Raw genomic sequence first — 26,967 nt, forward strand, 5'->3', positions numbered from 1 at the left:
TTTTATTAGAACTTTCCCTTTTTACGTTACTTCCTGTTGTTTGGAATTCTTATTAAAATCGTAGTACCTTCCCCTACTTGTGAGTGTATTGTAACTCCATATCTGGGACCATAAATCATGCGAATCCTCTTATTGGTATTTGATATCCCGATAGATTTTGTCTTTTGATGCATGACTTTCTCGATCTTCTCCTGAGAGATTCCACATCCGTTATCCTCAACGAAAAAAATAATATCATTTTTATCCTCCTCCACCGAAATCTCCAACAATCCATCTTCTTTATAATCCTTAAATGCATGTACAATTGCATTTTCTACAAAGGGCTGTAGAAACAGTTTTGGAACTTCAAGATTATTGTACTTGTCTGGAATAAAAATTGAAACCTTAAAAAGTCGTTCATATCTCCTTTCCATAATTGAAAGATATCCCATAAGCCATTCCATATCTCCCTTAAGCGGAACCAGATACTTGTTGTTTTTACTTGTATACTGAAGCATACGCGATAAATTCACAATCATATTGCTCGCTTTATCAGAATCTCCATTAAGGCAAAGCCAGTTAATAATATTAAGTGAATTGTATAAAAAATGGGGATTAAGCTGAATATTTAATGCCATGATTTCCGAATCCCTTTTTTGCAATCGAATCTCATAATTCTCGTGTACTAATCTTTTCAGGTTATGATTCATCTCATTCAGTTTACTATAAAAAAATGCAAACTCCTCTCGAGAATTATATTGTACCTCAGTATCAAAGTCCCCTGCTCCTACTCTTTCAATCATTTTAAGCGGTTTATATACTTTTCTATTAAGACTCCTGGAGATGTAAAATGCTGCAAGTGAATCTAAAAACGTAATAAGAGCAATCATTATAGCCATAACTCTTATTAGCTTATCTACAATTTGATCTGTCAATTCACTCACAGGAAGCATTGCAACAACATACCATCCCGTCACCCGGCTTTTTGAATATGCCAGAATATAATTTTGACCCTTAAAATCCTTTTGAAAACTTCCTTCATCCGTATGAAACTTTAAAGTAGAAACTAGGATATCACCCTCATCCCAATTCTCATCTGATGAGCAGACAAGCTTTCCTTGCTTCGACTGAACAAAATACTTTGCAGAATTATTTTTTCCCACATATTCCATTAACATGGTCCTTAAATTTTGTTCTGTAAAATTAACAACAAGATACGGCTCTTCAACCTTATCTGACAATTCAAAAATTCTACCAAAAGAAGTCTTACTTGGATGAAGTTTTCTAACGGCAGAAAACAGCTTTGAATATTCCAGATTCTTGCTCATATTGTCTATTCCAAACATGGTCGCATAATCATAAGTAGGAACCCAAATAAGTTCACCTTCTGCCTGATCAGCCTGTTTTGCAAGATCTGATTTTATAAACTGTCCTTTAGGATAAAAGTTTTTACGTTCCTCCCCAAACCGGTAAAACGAAGTGACCAGATGTGCTGAATACACTTCATTGTTCCAGGGAAGATAACTCAATAGAATTTGAGATATCTTATCGCTAGCTTCATTTAACTTTACCGGATCCTCTTTATCAATATTTTCGAAAATCTCATAGATACGAGCATCTATATTTAGCTTTAAAGAGAATTCTTCCACATAATCTAAATTTTTATCTAAAATAGTACTTGTCTTTTGCACATCATGGATAAACTGAGTTTTAGCCTGTTCAATTAAAGTGTTGCGCGAAACTATAAATACAACACAGCCTAACACTATCAACGGAATAATGGACAAAACAACAAATGATAAAAGCAGCAGAGTTCTTAGCCTGGTATACTTAAGTTTTTCTCGTAACTTCTCTTGAAACCTCTTTTTCATATGTCCTCCTTTTACGAAATTCATCAGGAGTAAGACCATGCTTCTTTTTAAAGGATCTTATAAAGTAATTCGGATCACGATATCCCGTACTGGCCGCAACCTCTTTAATCTTTTTGTCTGTATTTATGAGCAATTCTTCCGCCTTATCTATCCGAATATTGCATAAAAAAGCTGAAAAAGATATTCCAAATAAATTTTTAAATAAAGTGCTGAAATATGATGGATTAAAATGAAATAGGGCAGCTACAGATTCGAGGCTGATTTCATCCATATAATGAGTTTCAAGATATTCCTTACATCCTTTTATGAATCCATCAGCTGATTTTTGATGTGATATACAATTTGCAATTATAAATATAAGCTGCTGTCCTTCTTTCAAAAGTTGCTGAAAAGATTCTGTTTGAATCAATGCCTGATCTCTCTCATACAGCTTTTCCCTTTGGTCCTTTTCAATTAATGGTCCAAGCTTCTTAAGTAGTTGATAAAATAAAAAAACGGTTCTCTTTTTCAAAATAACAGGTGCAGTTTTTTCTTCCTGTGAAGCGTGTCTCAGCATACTTTCAAATAATTCTCGGGCTTTCTTTATTTGCCTATTCTGTACAGCTGCAAAGAAATCGTTGTTATTTAATTCTTCAGGATCGGTAATAGTTGAAACTTTTGTATTCTCATGAAAAAATAAATTCTTTGTTTCATAAAAAGAAAAGTCCAGTGCCTCTATAGCCTCCTCATACGCACTACATCTTTGTAAAAATAAATTATCTTTCAATTCACTGACAGCAATAAAAATATTACTAAAACCTTTTTTCTCTATAATCCCAGACAATTCCTCAAGTTTATTCATATTGGGAAGTTCTTCATCCACAACAAATGTTGCCAATGTATGATAAGCTGAATGAAGTTCAAATGTAAGCGAAGAGACTGGATCAAAAAACTTTTTAATCATGTGGCCAATCTCTCTGCCAGCTTTCTCAAAGTAATGGCCATCTTCGCTGGCACTATCAGCTTTTATCAAAAACAGATACCCCTGCTGCTTTAAGGGCAGCAGGGATACAAGCTGATCCCCTGCAGAAAATTTGGGATCCTGCACAAATTGATTTAAAATCCGATCCACATAAGCCGGAACGGTCTCTTTTAGTCTTTCCTCTTGATCAGCTGCTTTTCTCTCTTCATTTCGATGTTTTATTATCTTTTTTTTGACATCATTTATGGTTTCGTTCAGTTCCTGTCGATCTACAGGTTTAAGAAGATAAGCGCATGCCTGCAGACGTAAAGCCTCTCTTGCATAATTAAACTGTGCATACCCACTTAATAAGACAAAAAATATATCTTTGTTTTTTCCTCTTATTTCTTTTAACAATTCAATACCGTCCATCTTTGTCATACGTATGTCACTGATTACGATCTCACATGAAATATGTTCTAATATTTCAAGTGCTTCTATTCCATCGGATGCTTCCCATACCATATCGCTGGGACATATTTCTTCCAACAGCGAATAAAGTCCCTTTCTATGTAGTTTTTCGTCATCTACGATCAGAATATTATACATATTACCACTCACTTTGTACGTAAATGCTTAATCATGGTACATTATATCATACTTTTTCTTATATGTTTCGCTTTTTAGTATGATAACAGGTATTTCTATACTTCTTTTTATCTTGCCACCTGCTTCCAGTGTAACCTTTACAGGCGCCAGTTCACGTGTCTGACCGCCCTCTATTAAAAGTTTTGTTTTCTCTTCTAACCTGCCAAATGGAACCTGAAATGGATGAGCAGAGAGCATTACGCCTGCCTCATCTCCCGCAAACTCATCTGGCATACTAATATAAAAACCAGCTACTCCATGCTTTCCTGCTTCAAGATCTCCTATATCAGATGTTGAGGTATCACTTTCAAAAATCGGTTGATAATCCCAGTAGTAAAATTTCTTTTCTGTGACTTTGAACCCATCTGGCACTTGTATAGACACCTTTACGTTTTTCCACATTCTCTCCTGATGTCCCATCACAAAACGGAGCAGGAAAATATTGCAGTCATCCGAATATAACTTTGGCATCACAATTCCATAAGGTCCAAAGTACATTTCTTTATTTCCAAGGCTTCTACATTCTGTAGATACTATATTTTCTTCTCGAACAGAAAAGCCACGCGGATCCATATGCTTTTTCGCTGATTCCTCAGGCTGCAGCAGAACGGTTTCCTTTTTGAGTTCTCCCTCTGCACCGGTTCCGTAAGGTCTTATATTCAGCTCTACCTTAAATTCACAGGCATTGTTGTTCTTAACATAAAATTCTGTACCTGTCTTATCCTCATGGTATTCTATATCAAATCGAAAAGCACCAACTTTTGCATTTTTGAGACTGTAATCAGTAAGTAATCCCTGAGGCTGCAAAATCAATGTCTTTTCTACCCCATGAAGTCTGATCCCCAGCCATTGTTCTGTTGACTGCTGAATCCAGGCCCCCTGCCCCTGACTACATCTGGTAAGGCAGCGCTTTTTGTTTGTTGCTCTGGGCCACCAGAATAGTGATCCTGTTTCATCTAATCTATCATACATAAGCTGTAGAGAATAAAACATTTCTTTTCTTGTATGACTTCCACCCAGACGAAGCGTACACCCCGTTGCAGACGGATGCATACCAAAATGCAGTTCCCGCATTGTCTGAAATTCAGGGTCATAATTGGTGATCATTACCGACTGAGCATATCGATGTAAATTTACATATGGCTTATAATCAAGATCATAGAGCCCATACAGAGGAGCCATCACTGTAGCCGTATCTTCTCCTCCATAGTAATACAGATTGTCACCTACATAAAAGTGATCTTCCCTGTTTTCGCCCATGTTATTGCCACCTGTAATCTGTTTGCCAAAGGGTCCGTCGTCCTCCATATACTCCGCCATGTCGATTGGCATCTGTTTCAGCATTCTGTCAACTTCGTCCGTGTCTTCTCCCACCGCCTTCAGGATACTCCGGTAACCTTTCAAAGCATAGAAGCATTTCACATTCGCACCATAATCATACTTTTTAAATACAATCAGATCACTGGCGTAATGACTGGAAAAAAGAATGTGATCGGGATGTTTTGCTTTCAGCATTCCTTCATATAACTCTTGGAAACGGGAAGTAACATCCCTATTTTCTCGGAAATAAGATTGATCTGCTGTCAGTTCCAGATATTTTCCCGCAATTACAAGCGGGGCGACATAAAAGAAGATGCTGTGATCCGAATAGATACTGAATCTGGGCACATTTCTCTTTGCCAGATACTCCATAGCACTTTGGCCAATCTCAGGTATCACATACATCACACTTACAACATCCGGCTCGATATCAATTCCCCAAAGCCTTGATAAAGAGTGGGACGGTGCCCCCTGCCAGTTAGTGAGCAGATTTCCATGAGAATCGAAAGAAAGACAGTTAAAGTTGTCCAGTATAAATCGGATATGCATGTCCCTGTATTTCGCACCCATATCCTTATCTTCACGAATTCCTGTCCTCATATCCCCGAAACGATCTTTCCAAAATTCCGCAGTGATATTCACCCATTCTAAGGAAGTATGTTGATAGAGCATACCTAATGCCTCATGGACCTCATCTCTCTTTGGTGTCACAGCAGCAATAGTTGTAAACACCCTGCTTTCCCCAGCCTTCAATTCAAAAGGCACATACATTCTTGGATTACCAGCATCCCCTTCACACGTTCCATCCAGAAGCTGAATCGCTGCGCAGGCCTCCGGATGCCATAATACCAAAAGTTTCTGATCCCACTCCGAACGGTACGGATTCTGTGTATAATCTTCAAAACATTCCCCGTATTTCTCGAATTGATTTACAAACTTCTGATCCAGAGACAGCTTTACTCTGCCTTTTAATGTAGTTCCGGAAGTGTTTTTGATCTCCATGCAGTACAGTGCCCCCGCCGGTCCTGGAAGCGGGTGAATCTTAGACACCTGGAGAGATTCACTTTCAAGAACAGGTGCCAGCGAAAAGACTTTCGTCTCCAGACCTTCTTGCCGGGAAGCCGTAACCGGAAGAAACTGATCCAGATACCAAGTATTTGATGATGGATCAGCCCCATGCATCCGAAGTCCATTCGCCAGTTCTATCTCATAATTCATCTTACCCAGCAGTAAAGCGGTATCATTCTGATAGTATTGTCCGATATGGCCTTTAAACTGCCCTCCGACATCCGGTCCTCCAGATGGAATTGCATAAATCTTATCGTGAGGCGTGCAGATAAAATGAAGGCGCCCTAACGTATCCTGTCCGATCATCGTCCTTCCATTCGACTGTACGAATAATTGTCTGTCACTGATGGACCAGTCCGTCATCTCTGATTTCTCATCATATGCTGCCTGAAAATATGGGGACTGATATCCTTTTTTCCATAAGTCTTCCCATGTCTCATACAAGGCTCTTTCTCTCAAATACATTGCTGTCTCCTCCCGAAATATTCAATCTTTTTAATTTTCAGCCTTTCACACCTGACATTGTGATTCCCTCAATCATATATCGCTGTCCAAAAGCAAAAATAATAATAACAGGGATTAATACCAGACACGCTGCCGCCATCATCAAATTCCATTCTCCACGATATGAACCCGTAAATAATTGGAGGCCAAGTGCTACTGTGTAGTTTTTTTCTGAACTTAAATAGACAAGGGGTCCAAGGAAATCATTCCAAGCATTTAAAAACGCAAACATTCCCACAACTGCCATAGCAGGTTTCGTTATTGGCAGTATAATTTTCGAAAATATTTGTATATGTGTTGCCCCATCCAGATAAGCCGCTTCATCAAAATCCCTAGGTATTCCCATATAGAATTGTCTCAGTAAAAATATGTAAAAAGCTCCGCCCCCAAACCATGCCGGTACGATCAAAGGAATCAGGCTATCTACAATTCCTATTTTTCTCCACATTAAAAATATTGGAATCAGTGTTACTGCAAATGGAAGCATCATACTGCTAATTATACATGCAAATACCACATTTCTGCCTTTCCAGTCTATTCGTGCCAGACCATATGCACAAATTGAACTCGTGAGCATTGTTCCAACAACACAGCCAACTGTAATTACGAAAGAATTTAAAAAATAGCGTCCAAATGGTAAGGTGTCAAAAACCTCTTTATAATTCTCCCACATAAATTTAGATGGGATCCATTTAGGAGGCATGGCAAAGATCTCGGTCATATTCATAAGCGAACTTCGTACCATCCAAAGTAACGGAATAATGCAAAAAGCTGCGCCCAATATTAGAACAAAATAGGTTAAGGTGCGAATAATTACTTTTTTAACGTTTTTATCTTCCTTCACTTTTACTCACCTCCATAATAAACCCATTTGTTCGAGCCTTTAAAGATAACTACCGTAAGAATCATAATAATGATAAACAAAACCCAGGCAATAGCACAAGCTTTACCCATTCTGCTAAATTCAAAAGCTTCTCGATAAAGATAATAAACATAAAACAGACTCGCATTATTAGGTCCGCCCTGTGTCATCATATAGGGTTGCGTAAACAACTGGAAACCATTAATGATTCCCATAACTGCATTATAAAAAATTGTTGGTGTCATCATAGGGAGAATCACATGGCGGAGTTTTGCCCAGAATCCCCCACCATCAATTTCCACTGCTTCCAAAAGCTGACGAGGAACGTCCTGAAGTCCTGCCAGAAATATAACCATAATTTGTCCAGTGGTCCACAGATTAACAAAAGCTAAGGTCGGAATCACAGAACTCTCTCCGGAAAGCCATTTGCTCGTAGGCAAGTGCACTCCTCTTAATATATGATTTGCCAGACCCATATCAGGATTAAATATCCACATCCATATTGCAGCAACAGCAACTACTGGAACAACCGTTGGCAGATAAAAAATAGTGCGGAAAATTCCTTTGCCCTTTACATTTGTATTCAACAGCATCGCAATTAAAAAAGCAACAATCAATGAGGACGGAACAGAAAGTAATACATAAATTGCAGTCACTGATAAAGATTTATAAAAATATGAATCAGCACCACTAAACAGAGTTTTATAATTTGATAATCCTGTAAAAGTCCCACCTGTTGTAAAATTATAATCCATAAAACTTAATACCAAGCTGACAATCATTGGTATCAAGGCGAAAAAGAGGAATCCCAAAATGCAGGGAAGGCTAAATAAAAAGCCCCAACGGTTTTCCTTTTTTTCTCTGACTGACATTGTTTTTCTTCTTTTTGTATTCATAAAAAGCCTCCGTTTATGAACGTTCGCCAGAATAAGTGCCATCAATCAGAGGATCTGTCTTCGCTTTAACCTCTGTCATTGCTTGTTCTGCTGTCTTTTTTCCAGACCATACTTGCTCCAGAGCTGACTTTACCTGTGTATTAATTTCGGTGAAATTTTTCACATCCATCTCCGTTGCAATCACTGCGTTTTCATAAGTTGATTTCACCACTGCATCCTGAAATCCTTTTGGTCGTGCCGGTAAATCTTCCGACGCCCACATATCCAACTTTTTCTCATCTGTATAATACTCTGACTGCACTGGCATCCATAGCGTCTGATATAACTCCGTAGTTTTCTTAGAACTTTCGGGATTTGTCAACCATTTGTATAACATCTCTGTTTCTTTTAAATGTTTCGTACTCTTAAATATTACAAGTGAACCTCCGTCAAAGAAAGTAGTATAGTTCTGGTCAATTGGCAGAACTCCAACGCCCCAATTGCATCCTGAATTTTTTAAATCCAGATGATTCCAACTTCCATCTATATACATAGCTGCCTGCTTTGAAGCTAAGGCCGTAGCAGCATCTGGCATCGCATTTTTTTGAACAGCAGTTGGTGAAACATGATATTTGTTGATCAGATCTGCAAAATTTTGCAATACCTGAGCTGATTCCGGATCATTTAACCCAAGACCATCCATCTGTTCATTTAAATAACCTCCCCCTGCCGAATATATAAATGGCATATAGGCATTCCAATCAGTTCCAAACATAACCCCGTATTGTTTAATGTTTTTTTCATCGAACTTAGGATCTTTTGCATTTCTATCATTAGTGTCAAGGGTGAGTTCCTGTGCTTTATCCACAAACTCGTCCCAGGACCATGCATTTTCCACTTTGGTAGGTGGTATATCTACATCTGCATCCTTGAAGCAATCGACATTATACATCAGATTGGTCGTCACATTGGCCTGAACCGGACCTGCAGACTTATCGGGTTCCCAATTCCACCAACAGGTTGAGAGGTAATCTTCTTTTTTTAATCCCATTTCATCCATCAAATCAAAGAAATTATAGATTAGACCATCCTCCCCAAATTTCAGCTTCCATGGTTCCGAATAACTTATATCCGGTGTCTCATCAGCTGCAATCATAGCATTTAATTTTGTTATAAAGTCTGGCTGAGGTATATGCATTAGATTTACAGTAATATTAGGATACTTTTCCATGAAATTATTTACCGATTCTTCTATAGCTTTTTTCTCATCACCACTGCCCCAGTAGGTAAACTTTAATGTTACCTCTTCACCATTTCCACTCTTTGTTTTCTTTTCTTTTGAGGCATTACTTTCAGATCCTCCGCAGCCACTGAGAAACACAGCCATCACCAAAGAAATTGCAAGCCCTCTTTTAGCTAGTCTACTTTTCATATTTCTTTTACCTCCTTCTTTTAACTCAATTTTATCATTTTGAAGGCTTAAAAATATAAGATAATCTTTAGATTGTAGCACTTTTTTTGTGATTTAATTAGTAGTAAGAGTTAGTGTAAAATCATAGTTGGCAAAAAGAATAAGACATTTTAGTTATGTAAACTAAAAAGGAAGTAGAAATAAATCTCCACTTCCCATTTTCATATCTACAGATAGTTTTATCACCCCAGTTAAGTAGCTTTGCAAAACCTCTCTGGTAACCCATACTGTTCTCTTATTTTCTTGATTTCCTCCGGAAGCAAAAGTTTATGCTTTCTACGATACTCATTATATGTATTCACCAGTGTTGTATTGTCTAATTCTTCGCAAAAAAACTCCTCACCACACTCTGCACATACAAGGATCTGAGCGTCTACATCACTAAAAAAATAGAGCTCCGGTGATTTTAATCTACTTAGGGACTTACAATTCCGTGAACCTGAGCTGCTCGAAAATATAAAATCACTATATTTTATCACTGTATAAATCTTTATAACCTTCACCATATATCTCACTGGCACTTCCAATAATCAAAAAAGCTCTGGGATCTAACTTTTTTACAATTTCCTCCAATTTAGGATATTGCTGTTTTCTTAGTACACATAAAATTACATTCTTATCTGTATTAGTATAAGCTCCTTGTCCCTTTAGATAAGTTACACCTACTTCCAATTCGTTTAAAATACTATTTGTAATATTCTGCGTATAATCACTAACAATAAATACCATGTTAGCTTCATCTTTTCCATATAGTACGAGATCAAGAATCATGGAGTTTACCATTACAGCAATCCCGGAATACAACGCTATATCAAAATCACGAAATATAATGCCTGATAAAGACACTATAATAGTATCTGTAATAAGATATATTTTCCCGGTTTTTAAGTACTTAAGTTTGCCGCGTAATAATTTTACAACAATATCTGAACCACCGGTTGTCGCTCCTGCTTTGAAAATAATACCCATTCCAACCGCTACCAAGAATGCCCCACCTATAGCTGCAAGTAAAGAATTTTTTGTAATACTTTCTATTGTTGAAAACAGATTCGTAAACCATGAGATCATTACGATAGCAAAAGAAGTTGATATTATAAACTTTAACCCGAATTTCCAAAACCCTAGAAGTATCAAAGGAACATTTAATAAGAAAAACCATGTTCCCGTTTTTACCTTAGTAACATAATTTAAAATGATACATAGACCAGACAAACCTCCAGGTACCAGATTATTAGGTTCTAAAAAGAGACTAACACCCATAGAATAAATTGCAGCTCCCAAAACTATCCAGATATACCGTACGATTTTATAGGACATTAAACTTTTCATCTTCATACTTTCTTCATTTTCTTAAACCCACCATCAAAATCTGCGCTAATTAATTCTTTGTTACATTCATTCGAGGACTAATATATTTAAATTTATCCCCTCTTATTATAGATTTCGTTTTATGCAAAGGATTATTATTTTGGTCGTACACCACCTCTTCCATAAGAAGGCATGGGCTTCCCCTCTTAATTTGTAAGAGAGACGCTTCCTCAGGTTTAGCTACGCAAACACTTATTTCCATTACAGAATTGCCTGAGTAAATTCCATACTTTTCCTGTAAAATTTGATACAATGATGTATCATTTAAATCCTCTGTCATTATTCTATTTAAATGTCCGGGAAAATATATATTTTCAAGCATAACTGGTATATTATCCGCTGTACGGATACGCTTTAAATGAATTATTTTCTCATCTTTGTTTAACCCAAGAGTTCTTTTATCATGCTCTTTAGGTTTTTCCATCACAAATAATAAAGTTTTCCCACCCGGCTCTTTTTTATTACGTTGACATAATTTTGTAAAACTGTTTGGACTTGACAAGTCTTCTACCATTTTCTTTTCAAGAACAAATGTACCTTTACCTTGTTTTTTCGCCAAAACACCTTCATCAACCAATTCCGATAACGCTTTTCTCACTGTCATTCTGCTTATTTTATATTTTTTACTGAACTCCATTTCTGTCGGAATCTTTTGATTTGGTTTCAGCTTTCCCTCTTTAATATCATTCAATATTATATTTTTCAATTGTTCATATAACGGTATGATACTTGTAGTGTCTAAAAGTTGCATTTACATACTCCATCCTAATTAAATTTTACAATTCGTTCTGCGATCCCTTACCAAAACATGTGCATTGTCTAATCTTCTTAAATATGGAATCCACTTGAAAGAGTTGCTAATTACTATGATACCATACAAAAACCTTTCTTTGGCAGATATTTTAACCGATTGCTAAAATAAATTCAACATAATAAAGATAAATTTCTCGAGCTTTTCATCTAAAGCATTAACCTTGATGATATTGAACCTGTTTATTAGTTTTGGAGTTATTAACACTTGTAATAGGATAACCTCTTATACTTGGAATAGCTAGTAAAGATTCATCCTTCCTTTATGATAAGAGGCTCTATCCTACATTTTGCATTGCGTTGTTACCTATTAATAATTTACATGCCACATGTATCTTCTGACATCAACAGAATGTTTTCTTGAATCCGCTAATCGATGACTATATCGACTAATAACGCCTGTAAATACCAGAGGACTTAAATATTCACATACATGTTTTCCTAATACATCTATACCAAATTCCTTTCCATCTAATACTGTAACACGTCTCCCATATTCTTCCAAAAACTTTACAGCTCTTACATCCATAACTCGCTCTCTTCCAACACCAAGCAAGACTAAAAACGGAACTTCTTTATCTACAACTTCAAAAGGCCCGTGAAAAAACTCACCTGAATGTATAGGATTTGAGTGTATCCATTGGCATTCCATTAGGATACAGGTTGCTACAGTATAGGCAACATTATAATTTGCGCCTGAAGCCAAAACATGCAACACGTTGTCATTCTTATGTTCCTCTCCAAAACGAATTGCTCCTGGCTCTGCATATTTTCTGGCTCTGTCAATTACCTCATCTAAAATACTAAATGCATTCTGAAATTCATCATAATATTCATAGCCTTCTGTCTGCTGTAGAAGTTCTACTGAAAATCGTAATGCCAAGGCCATAGAACAGGTAGAATATTGATACTTTGGTTCGTCGCCATTATAAAATACAAAATCAGCCTGATTAGACAGTTCTGTATCCTCTTTTCCTACAATCGCAATAGAAACAGCATTTTTTTCTTTTGCATTTTTTGCAGCCTCAACCACTTCCGGCGTCGAACCACTTGATGAAAGTGTGATAACTATAGAATTATTATTACATGCTTTCGGCGTACATAGTGCAAATTCTTTTGCAGTATAGACATGGCTTTCAATACAATCCGCCTCGCTATTTAGAAAAAAATCCGAAGTTGTCAAGCTCGCTTTGGAACCGCCGCATGCAACAAAAAAGATATTACGTATTCCACCTCTTTCTTCTCTGGAATTAATAATTTTAGTTACTACTTCTTTATAATTTATCTTCATTATAATTGTCTTCCCTTCTTAATAATAACTTGCTTATGATTGAATATGATTTTCTATTGTATAATTGTATCTGTCTTTAATAGTCTAATCTATGATAATATCTGCGTATTTCCATCGGATGTCTTCTGACCTTTTCCAAATGTACGTTGATTCTGGCATAAATAGCAGACATTATTAATGGTGTTAAAAGATCTCTAAATTTCTGGTCAATCCCCTTCATTTGATACTCTTTCGTATCAAAAACAGTAATATTTTCACAAATCCTTGGAAGAAATTTTTCTACCCTTTCTTCTTGCTCTCTAGCTCCATCTTCACCTTTAAATAAAGTTACATTTGAATCGCGATCAATGATCTCTAAGGTTCCATGAAAGAAATCAGCTGCCGATACCGATTTAGTTCTCATCCAAAGCATTTCCTCCATATAGCACATGGCATAACTATATGCTGCCCCTTTTAAGCTGCCCCCGCCTATAATATAATGCATTTGATCATTACCATGTTTCTTAGCAAAATCCTCGGCTTTACTGTCCACTGATTTCTGAACATCCGCCAATCCCTTAGGTAAATACTCCATTTGATTATAAAAAGAATCATATAATTCAAATTCATTATTCTCTTTCATAAAATCCAACATTATTAGCAATATTTTTAAGTATGCACTCCCTGGACCCGCAAACAAACTATCACATAGGTCTGCTAAAGGAGACTTTTTATCTTGAACAAAGCCAATTATCGTGGACGCTTGATTCTTGCATAATTTTACAGCATCAATCATTTCTTGCGTTCTACCAGTATCAGAAGAAATAATTACAATTGATTTTTTCCCTAATTTTGTATTTCCTTCCGCTATCAAATCGGCAGCATTTTCAATATACAAATTGATTTTTGTATGGCCTTTCATATATGCCATAATTTCTTCAGCTACTGCATAGGTACCCCCAATTCCCATAATGAAAATATTTTCGTATCCATCATTACAGATCTTTGTAACACATTTTTCTATTGCTTCACGCAGATCCAAGACCTCTTTAACTTCCTTTTTAATTTCATCTTCATTGAATTTCAACATTAGAATATCTCCTCCTATAATAATAAATTTATGGTTGCAGAGCTTGACAATTAATCAAGTCTCGATCCACCTATCTCTATTCCTTTGTGTCTCAAGGTTCTGTAAACTCGATTGGTAAGCCCATTCCGAAGGAACCTTCTACCATACAAATTCTTGCCGAATATGCCGAAGCAGCAGAAAATGCATCATAGACTTCTTTGTCCGATAACGATTTATTCTTTTTCCATCCTTCATTTAACAAAGTCGCAATAAAAGCAGAAAAGAACGAATCTCCAGCTCCCATCGTATCAATCGCTTTAACCAATTTAGCTTTTCCTTCATATAATCTGCCTTCGTTCGTCAAAAGTGTTTGGCCATATTTTCCCATTGTCATGAGCACATTTTTACATCCAAATTTTTGTACCCTCTGGGCAAAATTTAATAATTCCTTCTTCTTCATCCCTTCGCAAGAGAATAGCGCCAAATCAACCATTGGACAAATTTGAGATAAATACTCATTTGTACGGAATCTTTCCTCTGACGAAAAATCGAATGAAACCAGCAAATCGTCCAACCTAAGCCTTTTCAGTTGATCTTCAACCTGTGCATAACACGAACTATGAACCAAATCAAATCCTTCTATATAACGCAAATCAATCTCACTCAGCATTGGTGGATATAATGTTCCAACCCCATGTTTTCCATTAAAATAGTTTTCTTCAAAAAATCGATCTCCATTTACTATATTAACAGCAGCACGACCTGAATCACCATGTTTAATCGGGCAGTGGGATATATCAACTCCTTTTAATTTGGCACATTTTAAAATGTGATCACCAATCAAATCATCGCCAATCGTACCCAAGAAGGCTGTTTCAATTCCATTATCATTTGCATATACGGAGACATTGAACGCATTTCCTCCTGGAAAAGCAAGCTTCTTCTGGATATAATAATCAACACAGCAATCTCCAAACCCTATTAATTTCATATTAATCTTCCTCCTATCCTTTAATACTCCCCTGTGATAATCCTCTTATAAATTGTTTTTGAAATATAAAGTAAGCAATAATTACAACCACCGCAGATAATGTCAAGCCAGATATCAATACCGGATAATCCGTTTTTAAGGCAGCTTGAAGTGTCACTAACCCAACTGGTATTGTTCTTAATGAATCGCTTTCTATGAAAACTGTTGCAAACATGTACTCATTCCACACATGCATAGTGGTAAAAAGTGCTCCTGATGAAATTATCGGCTTGCACATTGGAATCACAATATGTAAGAAGCTTTGCATAACCGAACACCCATCCAACAACGCTGATTCTTCTATAGCTTTAGGTAATGAAAGCATATACGAACGAAATAGCAAAACTGTAAAGGAGTATTCGAAAACGCAATAAGTAATAATCAATCCCACTCGTGTATTATACAGATGAATGTTCTGAAGTAATTTAAACAGTGAAACCAAATTCACCTCTGGTGAAATCATCATACCTCCTAAAATAAAAACAAATACGAGGTTTTTTCCCTTGAACTGAAACCTGCTTATCGCATAAGCACACAATGCACTAAAAAACACAGTACATAAGACTGATGCAACAGTAATAATAATGCTGTTGATAAAATATTTCCCTACCCCATATTTAAGGGCATATATATAATTGTTAAATTGAAACTTTGCAGGCCATCCCCATGGTTCAGCTAAAAACTCAGTGTTATTCTTAAAACTTGATATGAACATCCAGATCAACGGAAATATCACTAATATTGATAGTATCAAAAAGACAAGAAAGATCATAATTCTTCCTATTGATCCATACCATTTTTCATATTTCATAGATCTGCTTCCTTTCCTGTATTTGATACTTTCATTTGTACTAATGACAACACTAAAGTTATCGTAAAAATAATAACAGCATATGCACTCGCTACTCCCATCTCATCATTAACGAACGCTGCTCTATACATGGCTGTTGCTAAAACTTCGGATGCTCTTCCTGGCCCACCTCCCGTCAATACTTGTATTTCTGTAAAAATCTTATAGCTTCCAACAAGCGTCAGGATAGATGTGACTAAAATAGATTCTTTTCCCATTGGTAATGTTATGTAAAAAAATTTTTTTATTGATCCTGCACCATCAATAACTGCAGATTCATAAATTTCCTGAGGGATTTTTTGAATTCCAATTAAGTCAAGTAAAACGCAATACCCTACATACTGCCATTGTGATATAAATATGCAGCAGAATATTGCTAACTGCTCATCCCCCAACCATGTAGGCAAATTCGTGACCCCCAAAACACTGATTAAAAATGTATTAATTAAACCATTATTAGGATTAAATATGCATTTCCATAACAATGCAATAACAGACATTGAAATTAAGGATGGAAGAAATAATACCGTTCGAAAAAACCCTTGAAACTTTCTCATAAACATTTCTTCAAGACACGCAGCTAATACCATAGAAATCCCCACCTGGCAAATAACAGAGATTACTGCATAAATGCTATTATTGAACAGTATCCTTCCAAAACCTTTATTAGTAAAAACTGACACATAATTATGTAATCCTACCCATTTATGCTCTGGTGAATATGACATCCACTCAAACAAGCTGCCTAATATTGTCTGTATCAATGGGTAATATACAAATATTGATAATCCAATTATCACAGGCGATATAAATAATAAAACTATCTTTCTGTTTTTATAAATATTCAATTATAATTCCCCCATTCAAAAGCTTCACAAAGGCATCAAATTAATCATCCTTTTCAGTCTGAACTTGTTTAGCAGCTTTTTGAACATCCTTCATCAGTTCTTCAGGAGTTTGTTTATCAGATAAAACTTCCTGAAGCCCCGGGATATATATGTCCGCTATTTTACTATGTACGTCCGAATCTAACCAATTTGCAAACCCATCCGCTTGACTATATATCTTTACCGCCTCAAGGGTAACCTCGCTGGAATTCTTTTCATTGTGGACATTCTGGACCGATGCAGGGCTAGAAAGTTGTGTAATCATACGTTCCTGCCAAGGTTTAGAAGTCATTAATTTTAAAAATTCTATAGCAATGTCAGGATGCTTACAATTGCTCGAAATCATAAAGCCATCAGGTGATCCTGTAACAAGATTTTGGTTCCCCTTTGCATTTTCTGAACTAGGTATTTTAAATACTCCCGCATTGATTCCATTCTCCTCACAACGATTAAACTCAATTGCCTGCATATAAGTCATTGCCGCTTTACCTGTAAAGAAATCATTTCTTGCCATATCGAAATCCATACCATTAGTATTTGGTGTAAAATAGCCATTATCATTTATCTGTTTCAACATATTAATTGCCTCTATATATCCAGGATCAGTAAAACTTCCTGTCTTATAATTGTTATCTTTTGTTCGTATATCTTCCGGTACACACAAACTATTAAATGTTGAAATATAATGACCTGCTGCCCACGGATCACTATTGCCAAGAGCAATAGGAATAATATCCTCTTTTTTAAATACATCACATATATTTAAAAATTCATCAAATGTAGTAGGAACCTTTAGATTGTATTTATCGAAAAGTTCTTTATTGTATGCCATTAATTTGCAGTCAATTCTTACAGGAACGCCATAAATATCCTCATTATATTCAAAAGGTACTAAGGATGCTTGTACAAAACTTTCTTTCCATTTCGTATCTTCCTCATAATATTTTGATAAATCTATGGCTTTATTAGCTCTCGCAAATTTATATGCAAATTCTCCGCTCCACGAAAAGAATATATCTGGTGCATCATTTGCTCCAAGCATTACTTTAAGTTTTGACTTATAGTCGGGATCGCCTACATTTTCTATTTTGATATGCACATTAGGATGCGATTTTTCAAACTCCTTTGCAATGTCCTCAAAATAGGGTGCTTCATCCTTATTAATCCAGTTATGAAACAATTTTAGTGTAACCTTCTCATCACCTGATGCGTCTTTCTCCTTTAAATTATTATCTTTCTTTTTCCCACACCCAATTAAGCTAATTGTACAACACATAGCTAATAATAAATATATTGCTTTCTTTCTCATAAGAAGACCTCCTTTTCTCTTATAAAAATTTAACATTTATGTATATATACAATATAATACATATACATACATATGTCAACAACATAATTTTGGAAATGTTCAGCACTGACAGGATGTTTATCTGTATGGTCATCTTTCCCGGGATTAACCGTGTATTGGGATATCTGTGATACAATGCTGGATACCGAAGAGGAAAAAAGTGATTTGATGGTTTGATGAAACATAAAGATACCTCCATGAATTAGAATAAAATATAGTTCTAATTCATGGGCCGCTCTCGCTACCTCAAAAAAACAATCAGTAGCGAGAGCGGCCGCACATTTTGAATGATGTGTCAACTACTATTTTTAAAACTTATAAGAAAAAAATGGTTTGACCCCGTTATAGAAAGTCCAACCATATGCATATGAAAGTTAACTAAATGACATTGCGGAGTGAACAGTAACAAATTCTATACAAATATTTGTAAAATGAGTAGAGTAATAACTGCAAGAGTTATCTCCCTCCCGTTGAACCACCGTACATACGGGTCCTATATACGGCTCTACAACTTATATTCCAACTTATCTTAGATAATAATTTAAAGGATTGAGCAGACCGTGTTGTACGGGAGAAATGATGGGATTATAAGAGGAGTAGAACCGTAATGGCTCTACTCCGCTAATCCTTCTGATTCTAAAAATCGGGCAACTGTCATGCACTTAGGGTGCTCCATGTCAAGACTTAGAAAGTCTTTGTCGCCAGTCAATATTATGTCAACATCGGCAACGATAGCCGCATTTAATATCGGCTGGTCTTTTGCATCACGAATTAATTTCTCCGCATGGTAAGCTGCTGGAATCAATTCATAGGATAGCTCTGCCAGAAGCACTTCGGCATCCGGTAAGGCATAAAGTGCTTTACGGTTTAGAACCTTACGAAGTTCGGTTAAGTTCTGGTCGCATAAAACCATCTCATGGTAAGTCGAGGTATAGATAAGTGCTTTTGATGGTTCCGACTTCGGGAAAAGCAATGCAGAAATCAGGATATTTGTATCTATCAATATCTTCATCGCTATTCCTTTCCATAACGTATTTCATCTACAAGTGTCTGTACGTCATCTTCGTTCGCTACACCAAGGCTTTCTGCAACACCGGAAAAGGCTTTTTGGGCTTTGTAGATCGCTTGTGTGGAAGCATTTTCTATTATGATTTCTCCGGTAGGTTTTTGATAAAACAAGATTTTATCGCCGGATTTCAACTCTAGTAAACGACGGATTTCAGCAGGTACGGTAATCTGACCGTTAGCAGAAATTTTAGCTAGATTCATATGAACCCTCCTTTCATAAATAAGCTCGAGTATGGAGCGTTTCACTGGATTCTTGAAATCTCAAGAATTCTTTAGCTCTTAATTCTATTATATACGATATTCCGGAAAAGTAAACGCGATTCAAGAAAATTTAACACTTTGGAGGTGCGGGTAAGTAAAAATTGGAAGTAAAAATCAATAAGGAGATCCTTAACTACACGGAATCTATTTTTTTCGGACCGTCTTTGCGGCAGTTCACATATGTTAACCTTGCATGCCTTTTCCCTGCAATAACGCAGATGTGCTTTGTGTTCGCAGGCTCAAGAACTTTGCTACACCACTTCCTTCATTCATAGCATTACTGACACCAACTTGTGATTTGCTACACTTGGCGGTAAATACCCGTGGCTAGACTTTCACCAGCTAGATTAGTGCCATGTCTGGCATACAATGAAAGAGGCAGTTCGAAATTGAACCACCCCCTTCGCTTTTCCTTCTCCCAGCCGCCTGCTGACTGCTGCCGGAAGGAAGTACTCCTTTCCGTACTGCAACCAGAAGCTTATTTTCGAAGACGTCTTTTTCTTACAATGATGAATGTAATACATCCTCCTCCAAGTGCCAGAACCATAAACTCTGCCCACATTGCTATATTGGTTGTATCACCCGTCTTAACCTGCTTATTTGTAGTCGGTTTACCGCCCACACCTGGTTTATTGCTTTTACTCGGCTTATTGGCTCCGTCCGTTTTATTATCCGTCCGTGCTTTTGTTTTCTCCAGACCATCTATAGATTCCTGCAGCCTCTTTTCGGCTGCCTCTACGTCATCCTTCGTTGCATTCGGATCTTCCACTGTTCCCTTTGCAATTGCAAGTGCTGCACGCAGCGGGCTTACTGTTTGGGCTGTATAGCTGTTCAAATCCAGTTCTTCTGCTTTTTTGATCAGCTCCTCCAGTTTACTCTTATCTGGAATCTCACGTAATGCGAAGATTGCATTCTGCAGAATTCTATAGGCGGAATCTACGCTTTCCTGTATTGCCTCTTCGTCAGCAGGAACTGCTCTTGCCCCTTCCAATGCTGCTTTGAAGCTTTCGGCCGTTGCCGGAGTATACTGCTCGAGTTTTGCCTCATATTTTCCGGCTTCCTTCACAAGTTTTTCAAGCATGGACTTGTCAACCGGAATCCTTTCAAGCGCATCGATTGCATGCTGCAGGTGTAATAATTTTCTGAGCAACCAGACCGGCAATGTCATATATAACATTGGATTTTCTCATTTCAATTCTCACACCGGGATGTTTCTTGTCCTTCTTAATATGTTCCTCCAACATCCAGAATCTATCAGATGGATTTTCCTCGTCAGAAGCCAGCAAATCAATATATTCTTTATTAAGAGCAGCAATTGCTGCGTATCCAATTGAATTCCAATTGAATTTTATTGTTAAGTCTTTACAATTTCTCCAGTCCATGCTATTGTATAGATAGATAAAGAAATAACCATCCAAGGCGATTTAGCCTAGTTAAGTAGAAGATCCACCCAACTCGTCAAAGTTTAAGGGGTGGATTTTCTATGTATCTAATGACTAATCATATACATGAATGTCAATAGTGCCAGAATAAATATTCCGAACTGAATAAGATCATTAAAATCAAATGAGTTCTTCATATTGCACCACCTCCATTCTTTGAAAAAATGAAGGCTAAATCCACCTTGGTATGGCTATTTCTATTTAAATCCTATCACAAAATTTAGTCATTCGCAATTAATAACTGTGAAGTTCTGAATCCGGTCCAGGCAGATCTGTACATTCCCTATATATTTTTATCCCCCAAAATTTCAAAATCACCTTTAAAGAGATTAACAAAGATTCCACTGGCCTGAGATGATGTATAAAGGGCAGCGTTCTGATATGGGATTTGTTAATGGATTACTTGGAAATCGTCCGAAAGACCCCAGACTTCAAGATGCCTTCCGTGAAGCAGAAAGGCGATATTGATATGTCAGGTATTTTGTCACCCACAGCCGGAAAATCGAAGCTTTTATAAAAGAGAATCTAAACGCATGCCGTGGTGGATTGTGTACAACTCCTTACGGGAAACGACTTGCCAGGGAACAGGAAGTATGTGATAACTCCAGGGCATGAATAGAAACAGGCTGGTAGGTGAGTGACCATGTCAATTTCAAGTCACTGAGTAAATTCATCGAACTTTTGTTCGATTTTTATTGCATTTTCTTCTTTCGTATGTTATCATCTGATAAGAACATACATTCGAGGTTTCGCATATGAAAATTTTATCAGATGAACTATCCTTGCAGGAAAAACTGAATATTCTCGCAGACGCCGCAAAGTATGATGTGGCCTGTACCTCCAGCGGAGTAGACCGCAGGGGACAGAAAGGAAGCCTGGGCAATTCCTGTGCTGCAGGAATCTGCCATAGCTTTGCCTCAGACGGAAGATGTATCTCACTTTTAAAGATTCTGCAGAGTAATGAGTGTGTTTATGACTGCAAATACTGTCTGAACCGCTCCAGTAATGATCGCGTGCGGGCTACCTTCAAGCCGGAGGAAATCTGCCAGCTGGTAATAGAGTTCTATCGGCGGAATTACATCGAAGGTCTGTTCTTAAGCTCCGGTGTGTGTAAAAATCCCACCTATACCATGGAATTAATGTACCGCACCCTTTATCTTTTGCGTAACCAATATCATTTCAATGGTTATATCCATGTAAAAGCAATTCCAAATGCTCCCGGAGAGCTTTTGGAACAGGTGGGATATCTGGCCGACCGCATGAGTATCAATCTGGAACTTCCTACAGCGGAAGGATTGAAAGAACTGGCACCTCATAAAACACAGACAGCCATATTAAAACCCATGGGGCAGATACAGCATCGAATCGCCGATTATCGTCTCTCTATCGGAAAAGACTCCCGTATGGAGCGAAGCAGCCAAAACCGCTATCTTTCCGACAGCATCTTTGATAGCTCTCCAAAATATATCAAAGAAAATCATCAGTACCCCCAAGTAAGCACTTTCCATCCCCCCCAAGCAGAGAAGCCGGCCCCTTTTGTGCCGGCCGGGCAAAGTACACAGATGATTATCGGTGCCACAGAAGAGAATGATTATCAGCTTCTGACTACTTCTCAGCAGCTATATCAGCAATACGACTTAAAAAGAGTTTTTTACTCCGCTTATGTTCCATTGAACGAAGATGCGAATCTCCCGCCGCTTGACACTCCCCCTCCTCTTTTACGGGAACACCGCTTGTACCAGGCCGATTGGCTGCTACGTTATTATGGATTTCATGCCGAGGATCTGCTCAGCATGGACCGTCCGAATTTCAATGTCTTCCTAGATCCCAAGTGTGACTGGGCACTGCGTCATCTGGAACAGTTCCCGGTGGAAATTAACCGGGCTGACTACGCTGCCCTTCTGAAAGTCCCCGGGATAGGTACCAAGTCAGCAATGCGGATTGTTAAGAGCCGGCGCACCGGAGTTCTTACCTTTGATTCTTTAAAAAAAATAGGTGTTGTATTAAAACGCGCGAAATACTTTATTACCTGTCAGGGCAAGATGATGTATCATATAAGGATTGATGAAGACTTCATCACACGCCAGTTAATTGGTGAGGATTACCAGAAATCCTGGGACATTGATCATCCCGGCTCCTACAGGCAGCTATCTCTGTTTGATGATCAGATGTTTCAGATACAGCCCGATACGACCGATGTGCAGCAAACAGTTTTCGGGCAGCTTTAACTCCCAGGAGGTATTTTATATGACAATTTTTACATGCTTCGATCAATTTGAAGATATGATGACCTGTATTTATGATGCCTGGGATTCTAAACTTGGACATAAAAATATCCGGCTGCTCACGGAACCAGTCGGAAATCTGGAATTATTCTGCGACTATCTTCATGTCGATGCAGATAAGAGGAAAACTGTCAGTGTCATCAACTCCATACAACATAAAATATCTTTTGAAGCCTATCAGATGGTCTTTCGCTGCGCCATGTCTCAAGTTCCAGATAAGTTGGACGTGATATACCGTTTTCTGCTTTTTGGTTTTACTTACGGCAGCAAAGTTGTGAATATGCTTCAAATTCCGGCTGTTTCCGCAATTTTTGAAGTGAACAGAAGCGTCCTTAATGAATCTCATCAGTTTCAGGAATTTCTGCGTTTCACCCTTATGCAGGATGGTGTATTGGTGTCCCATATTGAACCTCGTTCTGATATCCTGACTTTTCTGGCACCACAATTTGAGGATCGCATGCCCTCAGAAAACTGGATGATTATAGATGACAACCGAAAAACAGCTGTCGTTCATCCCAGAAATTCCGAGTTTTATCTTACCTCTCTTTCAAAAGAGGAATTTGACCGTATAAAAAGCCTGGAAGACAAGTCAGATCCATATGTGGAGCTTTGGAAAGGCTTTTTTGAAACTATTGGAATCAAAGAACGAAAAAACTACAAATGTCAGAGAAACCATATCCCCTTATGGTGCCGGAAACACGTAACGGAATTTTAGTTATTTTCCAGCAGATATTGATATATCTCGGGCAAATCTTCTGGCAGGCAGCTCTGATAGAGTAATTGCCGTAAGTGACCTACTCCCACCACTTAAATCTCATGATTTTGAAGTGAGGGCTTCCTGTTCAATAGCCCCAACGGGCTAAGTATCTACAGGCTATCCCCCGTGTGCCCCACGGTTTTTGCTCGGTTACGGGCCTGCCTATGTATCATCAGAATATAGAGCATTAGCCCTTCGAATGAACACATAACGGTCCACGGCTGCGCCTTTTTGACTGCAGTTTCAAAGCTGGATAAATATATTTCTCTAAGTCTTCTTTCATTATTGGTGGTCGAGCCGCCGATTGCAATAGAAATGTCCGTAAATCCGCGTTCCAGGGCATCTTTTATCAATTCTCCAGTTTCATAAGTTGTGGTGTTCCCAGGGTTCCTCAAATTCTCCTTTTCTGCATCAGTTCTTTTGCTTTACTGTATCTCCGTTCGCAAAAATTGTCAAATACATCTCCCTCTTTTAAGCGATTCGCCTTTCCGATTTCTTCGTTGAACCATGTTTTTAAACCCCTAAAGTAAGGAAAGATAATAAGAAATGAACATAAAGAGAACCTTGGAAGAATCAGCCTTTTTACCAGATTCCTCAAGGGTTCTCTTTATTTTTGGCTATGCGTACCCAAAATGGTCATTACCCGATAAGCACTTTGCGGTCTATATTTGCTGAAACATAGTCTGCGCATATTTTTTGATATCATTTGGATTAATCATGTTATACTTTTCTTTCACCGCATTAAAATAGTTTCCAATCTGATCTTTCTGAATGGTTCTGTTATATGATACATTCTCTGGCAGTTCTCCTCTGGCTAATATCCACGGTGACTCAGAATGTGTAAACTTCTCTAAAACTTTTCCACTATAGCAGCATATGTTTTTAGCAACGCTATCCAAAACAGCTTTTTCTGATGAGGAAAATTCAGAGTCATCACATCCACCGCTACTTTCAATTGAATCAAATCTATAATCACGATATCTATAATAAATGTCACGATAAACTGGTCCATGAATCCAGGCTTCACATTCTTCCGGAAATAAAAATGTTTTATAAAATGCATAATAAAACCCCTGAACATAATACAATGCCTTTTGTAACGCCAATGGTGTAATGTCCTGGCATCGGCAAAGCAAATACTCAATGCTCAGATCTATCTTATTGGCTCCATGTTCTTTCGCGCCCAGCAATGCACCGACAGCTTTTTTACTCTTTTCATAAGCTTTTGCAGTTTTTAAATTCTGTTTGTTTTTCTCAAGCAATACATCATAATAGACAGGATCATTATTAATCTGTTTTAATGTGTCAGAATATTGTTTTGTTGGCATATCCCCATCACAATACCGTGAAAATGTTTGTTCCCCCCAACCCAGCAATAACGAAAGATTTCGTTTTCCAATTGCATATTTCTCAGGTATTTTCAAAAGCTCATCCAGAGAAATAATATCATGTTTCTTTCTGTATTGATCATACAGTGCTCTTAAATTATAATCATTTATCTCATCCACATATACTTCAGATCCACACTCCGCACAATGGGCCTCTTTTCCCATATAAATATACTTCTCATCTTTAATCGTACCTGTCATTTGCTTTTCAATAACAGTATAAGATACATCGTTTCTACATTCTTCACAAAATACTATTCTTTCATTCACAGTAATGCCTCCCTTCAATTCCCAATTTACCTGAAAAGGTACTCAACCGGCTTGTTACGTTTATGAAAAGATATTACTACTGTCCTAATGCCACCAGGCAGATCAATCACATTAAACTTAGTATATACGTCCACAGTTTCTTCTTTACCATCCGCATGAAACAATTGGACCTGGGGAACAAAAACATATAAAACTTCATATTCATAACCGGGTTTTGTATTCTGTAGTGAATGGCAAAAATCCTCTGGTTTAATCTGGAGCAGAATGCTCTTTTGTCTATCACTTCGAATATTATACTCATTTATGAAGTTTATATTTTCCTGCCTGTTTTGATTTAATGCTATCGTAAACCTATTGTTATCAATGCACTTTTTAATCTTATACAGGATTCTATTTATTTCTTCTCTGGTATAATTCTGATTATAATATGGATTCACTGCATCACCTCTTTGTAATACAATGATACTTTATTATATGCTCTTTGTCAATAATTATGTACTAATTGATACATTCATAAAATGAATCTTGTGTCCAGTCCAACAATTGCAGCAATTACGGTTTCCTCATCTATACGATTACGACTTCCAAGAAGGTCACAGACTGTTATATGCCAGATTTCCTGCCACCAGGCCTGTCCCTGTTGTCATAAACCATTGCAGTACCTAAATCTGATGTTCCAAACAATACAGGCGTTAACAGGATAATTACAACTGATATGATAAAATGTACAATAAAATTATGTTTCAGATTAACTTTCGCTATCTTCCATATCTGCAAATGTTTTTTTAGCTTTATCATATTCATTCAACTTGCCCCTCCTTTTCCGTTCGTAGATTAAGACTGTTACAAACACCAGTAACAAGGCAAATCCCGTAAATAATAGCCTGTTAGCAACAAGATTACTAAAATTGTCAATAAAAACCTGTGTCAGTTGCAATGAATTGTGGCGTGGGGATAAACTAAACAGAGGATAACCGCCCTTTATACTTTGAATACCTAAATTCATGTCTATAAACCACCATAATCCTTGAACAGCAATGGCAATCGGTGTATTTGTAAGCTCGGTTAATAACATTCCTACTGCGGACGAAACCATTACAGATGGCAACACCCACCCAAAGCAATATTTCAAAGGAGCAAAGTAGTCAAGCATCATACCGTCCTTCTATAAGAAGCCACATACTATATTCTCCTTCTTTGTTGGAAATAACTTTAGTCATTTCACAAACGACTAAAGCTTCAACTTTTATCTAAATTAATTTTTGTTCATCTCTAAATATGCTTTCGTAAGATATCCTGCATTTTCTTCTGTACAAAGAACCGCAC

General features: G+C 37.3%; 23 protein-coding genes and 1 pseudogene. 2 read left to right on the forward strand and 22 right to left on the reverse strand.

Features of this window, described 5'->3' with window-relative positions; genetic code table 11:
- Positions 1–26: 26 nt before the first annotated feature.
- From INP51_RS12480 to INP51_RS12565, 18 genes are all read right to left on the reverse strand, one after another.
- Positions 27–1,850 (reverse strand): sensor histidine kinase, encoded by a 1,824-nt coding sequence (locus tag INP51_RS12480; protein ID WP_193735169.1) that lies wholly within the window; start codon positions 1,848–1,850, stop codon positions 27–29.
- The gene (locus tag INP51_RS12485) at positions 1,810–3,399 is read right to left on the reverse strand and encodes a response regulator (protein WP_193735170.1); all 1,590 of its coding nucleotides are present in this window, start codon (positions 3,397–3,399) and stop codon (positions 1,810–1,812) included. Before INP51_RS12485 ends, INP51_RS12480 begins: the two co-directional genes overlap by 41 nt.
- A 27-nt stretch (positions 3,400–3,426) precedes the next feature.
- Positions 3,427–6,291, reverse strand: a complete 2,865-nt coding sequence (locus INP51_RS12490; protein ID WP_193735171.1) for a hypothetical protein — start codon at positions 6,289–6,291, stop codon at positions 3,427–3,429.
- A gap of 37 nt (positions 6,292–6,328) precedes the next feature.
- Positions 6,329–7,174, reverse strand: a complete 846-nt coding sequence (locus INP51_RS12495; protein WP_193735172.1) for a carbohydrate ABC transporter permease — start codon at positions 7,172–7,174, stop codon at positions 6,329–6,331.
- A gap of 2 nt (positions 7,175–7,176) precedes the next feature.
- Positions 7,177–8,088: a carbohydrate ABC transporter permease gene (locus tag INP51_RS12500; protein WP_193735173.1), complete on the reverse strand. Its 912-nt coding sequence runs from the start codon at positions 8,086–8,088 to the stop codon at positions 7,177–7,179.
- Between the two features lie 13 nt (positions 8,089–8,101).
- Positions 8,102–9,499 (reverse strand): ABC transporter substrate-binding protein, encoded by a 1,398-nt coding sequence (locus INP51_RS12505; RefSeq protein ID WP_230406795.1) that lies wholly within the window; start codon positions 9,497–9,499, stop codon positions 8,102–8,104.
- 504 nt (positions 9,500–10,003) lie between these two features.
- A complete protein-coding gene (locus tag INP51_RS12510) occupies positions 10,004–10,867 on the reverse strand; it encodes a YitT family protein (protein ID WP_193735174.1) in 864 nt (287 codons plus the stop codon).
- Between the two features lie 49 nt (positions 10,868–10,916).
- A complete protein-coding gene (locus tag INP51_RS12515; protein ID WP_193735175.1) occupies positions 10,917–11,657 on the reverse strand; it encodes a GntR family transcriptional regulator in 741 nt (246 codons plus the stop codon).
- 369 nt (positions 11,658–12,026) lie between these two features.
- The gene (locus INP51_RS12520; RefSeq protein ID WP_193735176.1) at positions 12,027–13,007 is read right to left on the reverse strand and encodes an SIS domain-containing protein; all 981 of its coding nucleotides are present in this window, start codon (positions 13,005–13,007) and stop codon (positions 12,027–12,029) included.
- Positions 13,008–13,083: 76 nt separating this feature from the next.
- Positions 13,084–14,076 (reverse strand): SIS domain-containing protein, encoded by a 993-nt coding sequence (locus tag INP51_RS12525; protein WP_193735177.1) that lies wholly within the window; start codon positions 14,074–14,076, stop codon positions 13,084–13,086.
- Between the two features lie 91 nt (positions 14,077–14,167).
- The gene (locus tag INP51_RS12530; protein WP_193735178.1) at positions 14,168–15,046 is read right to left on the reverse strand and encodes a PfkB family carbohydrate kinase; all 879 of its coding nucleotides are present in this window, start codon (positions 15,044–15,046) and stop codon (positions 14,168–14,170) included.
- A 13-nt stretch (positions 15,047–15,059) separates the two neighbouring features.
- Positions 15,060–15,896, reverse strand: a complete 837-nt coding sequence (locus INP51_RS12535; protein ID WP_193735179.1) for a carbohydrate ABC transporter permease — start codon at positions 15,894–15,896, stop codon at positions 15,060–15,062.
- Entirely contained in the window at positions 15,893–16,783 is an 891-nt protein-coding gene (locus INP51_RS12540) for a carbohydrate ABC transporter permease (RefSeq protein ID WP_207736878.1), read from the reverse strand. Before INP51_RS12540 ends, INP51_RS12535 begins: the two co-directional genes overlap by 4 nt.
- A gap of 40 nt (positions 16,784–16,823) precedes the next feature.
- A complete protein-coding gene (locus INP51_RS12545; RefSeq protein WP_193735180.1) occupies positions 16,824–18,131 on the reverse strand; it encodes an ABC transporter substrate-binding protein in 1,308 nt (435 codons plus the stop codon).
- Positions 18,132–18,783: 652 nt separating this feature from the next.
- The gene (locus INP51_RS12550; protein ID WP_193735181.1) at positions 18,784–19,182 is read right to left on the reverse strand and encodes a putative toxin-antitoxin system toxin component, PIN family; all 399 of its coding nucleotides are present in this window, start codon (positions 19,180–19,182) and stop codon (positions 18,784–18,786) included.
- Between the two features lie 2 nt (positions 19,183–19,184).
- Positions 19,185–19,439 carry an AbrB/MazE/SpoVT family DNA-binding domain-containing protein gene (locus tag INP51_RS12555; protein ID WP_193735182.1) on the reverse strand — a complete coding sequence of 85 codons (255 nt, stop codon included), beginning with the start codon at positions 19,437–19,439 and terminating at the stop codon, positions 19,185–19,187.
- Between the two features lie 538 nt (positions 19,440–19,977).
- Positions 19,978–20,580: an FIVAR domain-containing protein gene (locus tag INP51_RS12560; protein ID WP_193735183.1), complete on the reverse strand. Its 603-nt coding sequence runs from the start codon at positions 20,578–20,580 to the stop codon at positions 19,978–19,980.
- 22 nt (positions 20,581–20,602) lie between these two features.
- Complete coding sequence (locus INP51_RS12565; RefSeq protein ID WP_193735184.1) at positions 20,603–20,881, reverse strand: multidrug transporter; 279 nt, start codon at positions 20,879–20,881, stop codon at positions 20,603–20,605.
- 815 nt (positions 20,882–21,696) lie between these two features.
- On the opposite strand from INP51_RS12565, the gene INP51_RS12570 reads away from it, so the two are divergent.
- Both INP51_RS12570 and INP51_RS12575 read left to right on the forward strand, forming a co-directional pair.
- On the forward strand, positions 21,697–23,169 hold the full coding sequence (locus INP51_RS12570; protein ID WP_193735185.1) for a putative DNA modification/repair radical SAM protein: 1,473 nt from the start codon (positions 21,697–21,699) through the stop codon (positions 23,167–23,169).
- A gap of 19 nt (positions 23,170–23,188) precedes the next feature.
- Positions 23,189–23,941 carry a TIGR03915 family putative DNA repair protein gene (locus INP51_RS12575; protein ID WP_193735186.1) on the forward strand — a complete coding sequence of 251 codons (753 nt, stop codon included), beginning with the start codon at positions 23,189–23,191 and terminating at the stop codon, positions 23,939–23,941.
- A 323-nt stretch (positions 23,942–24,264) separates the two neighbouring features.
- Here the strand turns inward: INP51_RS12575 and INP51_RS16570 are convergent.
- The 4 genes and pseudogenes from INP51_RS16570 to INP51_RS12595 form a co-directional block, all read right to left on the reverse strand.
- Positions 24,265–24,378 (reverse strand): annotated as a pseudogene (locus INP51_RS16570) (glycerate kinase); the annotation flags it as partial.
- Between the two features lie 267 nt (positions 24,379–24,645).
- A complete protein-coding gene (locus tag INP51_RS12585; RefSeq protein ID WP_193735188.1) occupies positions 24,646–25,641 on the reverse strand; it encodes a type II TA system antitoxin MqsA family protein in 996 nt (331 codons plus the stop codon).
- A 26-nt stretch (positions 25,642–25,667) separates the two neighbouring features.
- Positions 25,668–26,078: a hypothetical protein gene (locus INP51_RS12590; protein WP_193735189.1), complete on the reverse strand. Its 411-nt coding sequence runs from the start codon at positions 26,076–26,078 to the stop codon at positions 25,668–25,670.
- Positions 26,079–26,389: 311 nt separating this feature from the next.
- Positions 26,390–26,797, reverse strand: coding sequence for a hypothetical protein (locus INP51_RS12595; RefSeq protein ID WP_193735190.1), 408 nt, complete (start codon positions 26,795–26,797; stop codon positions 26,390–26,392).
- Positions 26,798–26,967 lie beyond the last annotated feature (170 nt).

Source organism: Blautia liquoris (genome assembly GCF_015159595.1).
GTDB classification, from domain to species: domain Bacteria; phylum Bacillota; class Clostridia; order Lachnospirales; family Lachnospiraceae; genus Novisyntrophococcus; species Novisyntrophococcus liquoris.